The sequence below is a fragment of the Arthrobacter sp. JCM 19049 genome, from assembly GCF_001310435.1.
This window is the reverse complement of the sequence record NZ_BAXF01000289.1, coordinates 1-2,815: the sequence shown is the minus strand read 5'-3', so window position 1 is coordinate 2,815 and position 2,815 is coordinate 1. Positions and strand designations below refer to the sequence as shown.

Sequence of the window (2,815 nt, the reverse complement as noted above, 5' to 3'; positions counted from 1 at the left end):
GGAATCCCAGCTGGGCATCACGTTCATGGGTTCACTGTCCCCGGCCTAGTTGATTTCACCAAATTCGAGGGGTTCGAGTCGGGCACCCTGGATAGCTACTCATCGACTTTGGCTGGTGGACTTATTCTGGCTAACCACGGCATTTGCTCCTAGGCTATCGGCAGCCTCCGCCGCCCGCTCGACGGGATAGTTCGGGAAGGCAGCAGGCACTACACATGGGAGAAGGACACCTGGGCTGATCTCAAGGCGCAGATCGACGCGGCGGTATCAGCAAAGACTGCATTGACGCTTATGGCTCACCCGCGCGACCTCGGCGTTATCGGATATTTCGAGGATGCCCTGGCTCAGCAGCCTATTACCTATGTGAAGAGGTTGATCGATGCTGGACAGCTGGCGAACATCAGCTACTGCCAGTCGCACCACGCAGCGCTACAGTAGTACTCCCGATGCTCACGGGAAGCATTTTTCATGCCCCCGCGAGCACCTGGGTGCCGAACCATGCCGTGATCATTAACGAATGATTAGAAGCTGTCCTTGACGCTGATAGCATCATCTGAAATGTTAATTCGCCACTGGGAAAGGCCTCGAGAAATATGAGCCATTATTGCGCCATTGACAGCAACGCGAGATTCTATAATGCTCAACGGTGTCGAAGTGCGAGGCCCGAACAGAGTGACAATGTGGGGCCTTGCTGGAGTCGAAGTTGCCGTGATCTGCATTCCTGGCACCATTGTTTTCCATTTAGTGCCAACCCAGCCGACGAGTGAATCCTCTACGGCTTGCACGTTTTTGAGCGATGTGCTTGCCCAGCCAGAACATCGAGAAGTCACTTGCATCGGTGTAGAGTCTGAACCCGTTGTCAAGGTAACGCGCTTTCACTCCGGGCTCCACCTGCCACGTTTGGCTTATCGCTGCCTGCGGATTGGAATTGAGTCGATCAGAAACAATCCAACAATCAGCGTCCACGAAGTAGACGACCCGCCGAATCAGCTCAATATCACCGTAGCCCCGATCTGCAAGAACAAACTCATGAAACTTGTCATTGACTTCGCTTGAAATCAAATCAACAGCTGCATCCTTTGCGTGCGGCACCCCGACAATCGAGGAAACGTTGTGAGGCTCCCGGGACTTCAGGTAACGGACTTCAGGACTTGCGTTCTGGTAACTATGGAACCCTGGGTCCACGAGCCAACGCTGACCATCCGCATAGATATTCAGGCTTCCGCGGTCATCGTGAGAGTGGCCCTTGAAATCCTCTCCATACTTAATGAGCATGTGGGATTCCTTCGCCATTGGGCGCTCTAAGCCCCACCCGCTCCGTGAAGTGATATATCCACGTTCAAGAATCTTGACGGTTTCTTTTGGGGCTGCACCTTGCCGGCCTCCGGTGGCGACATAATCCGATATTGCGGAAAACCCAGCTTGGATCCTTGTGCGTTTAGAATCACCAATTTGTGGGATCTGACCGTCAGGGAGGGTGATGTGAGCTAGAACTTCAGCAGCGGCCGAGAGTCGCTTCTGAGTCTCCGAAGGGGGCTCGATTCCTTCCAGCTGAACTCGTTTCCAGGCAAGCCCCCACCAAGTCATGTTCATCTGATGATATGCAGAGGACCCTTCGTTATTAGATCCCTGGTAGTCGAAAGCGGTTTCAAACTGCGCTTCCATTCGTCGCACGGCAGTATTCAGCGCCTCGCGGTCTTGGAGGACAGCACCCAACACCAATAGCCCTTGATGCTGGTGCAGGCCATGGTTCTTGCCTACGATATGCTTCGGGTCCATCAGCCAATCGCGGTGATATTCAAGGAGGCTGGTGAACCATTCTTCATTTGGGTCTACGATTGGCGCGCCGATACACAGCTGGATAGCGCGGTTACCATCAGCCATGTCTTTCCATGCGAAGTCTGACGGAGATGACTGAGCTGGAACATTCGTTTCGCCCCATGAACGTGCAACTCGAATCCATTCTTCTCTCGCTTTTTCGTCCCCTTCGATAGCGGCCCACCGTAGAGGGTTTAGCCACCGTAGCGTGTGATGCTGAAATCTCCAATTTCGGTCTTGGAATGGGTCGCAACCCAGTCAGTGAAATCTCCCTGCCACACTGGCTGAGGAGGGAGCACAAGGTTGCCTGCCAGTAGTTAGCTAAGCTCTCGTCGATGTTTCGTGGTCGCCCGTAAATGCCGCCAAAGGCTTGGCGATGGGAGACATCATGATTCAAGCTAGGGAGGCCAACCGCAAGAGACCTCGGCGATTGCGTTGACGAGATCGGGGGGGTTGGTTTGCGTTCAGTCATTTTTTCTCCGAGTTGCTGTGCTAAGTGGTGAGTTTAGGGACTCCAGAAATAAGCACCCATGATTGAATAGCGTCCGACCGTCGGCATAATAATGGGGCCGAGCTCCACAGGAATAGGGTTTACGCGAGCGCGAGCGCGCAGGTGCCAAGGCTAAGTAGCTTACTGGGAGTATAAAACGGCCTTCTAAGCCATTCGCGTCACACTGAGGGCCATCATTGACAAATCCTGGAGCTGGCATATAAGTCTGGCCGCACTCGTCGCAAATGTCGAAACCTAGATCAGCGGCTTCGGCGCGCTGGCTACCGGAAATTTCCAAGATTGATCCCCATGGTGCTTAGTGATCGAACTCCATCATAGACATCGGCGTAAGAAAGGTTACCACTCAAGGACTAAACATTGCCCGAACGTTTTCATTCCCGTTTCCCTGCAAATATTCAGCCGAGGATTCTGCGCACTAGTTTCTCCGGCGCCAACGAGTGAGTGCATAGAACTGGCGAAATGCAAACTGTCTCAGAAGCCATCTAG

Annotated in this window: 1 protein-coding gene; it reads right to left on the bottom strand. The window is 53.4% G+C overall.

Annotated features, from left to right (window positions below; all coding sequences use genetic code 11):
- Positions 1-741: 741 nt before the first annotated feature.
- A complete protein-coding gene (locus tag JCM19049_RS11085; RefSeq protein WP_279403018.1) occupies positions 742-2,076 on the bottom strand; it encodes a heparinase II/III family protein in 1,335 nt (444 codons plus the stop codon).
- Between the last annotated feature and the right edge of the window lie 739 nt (positions 2,077-2,815).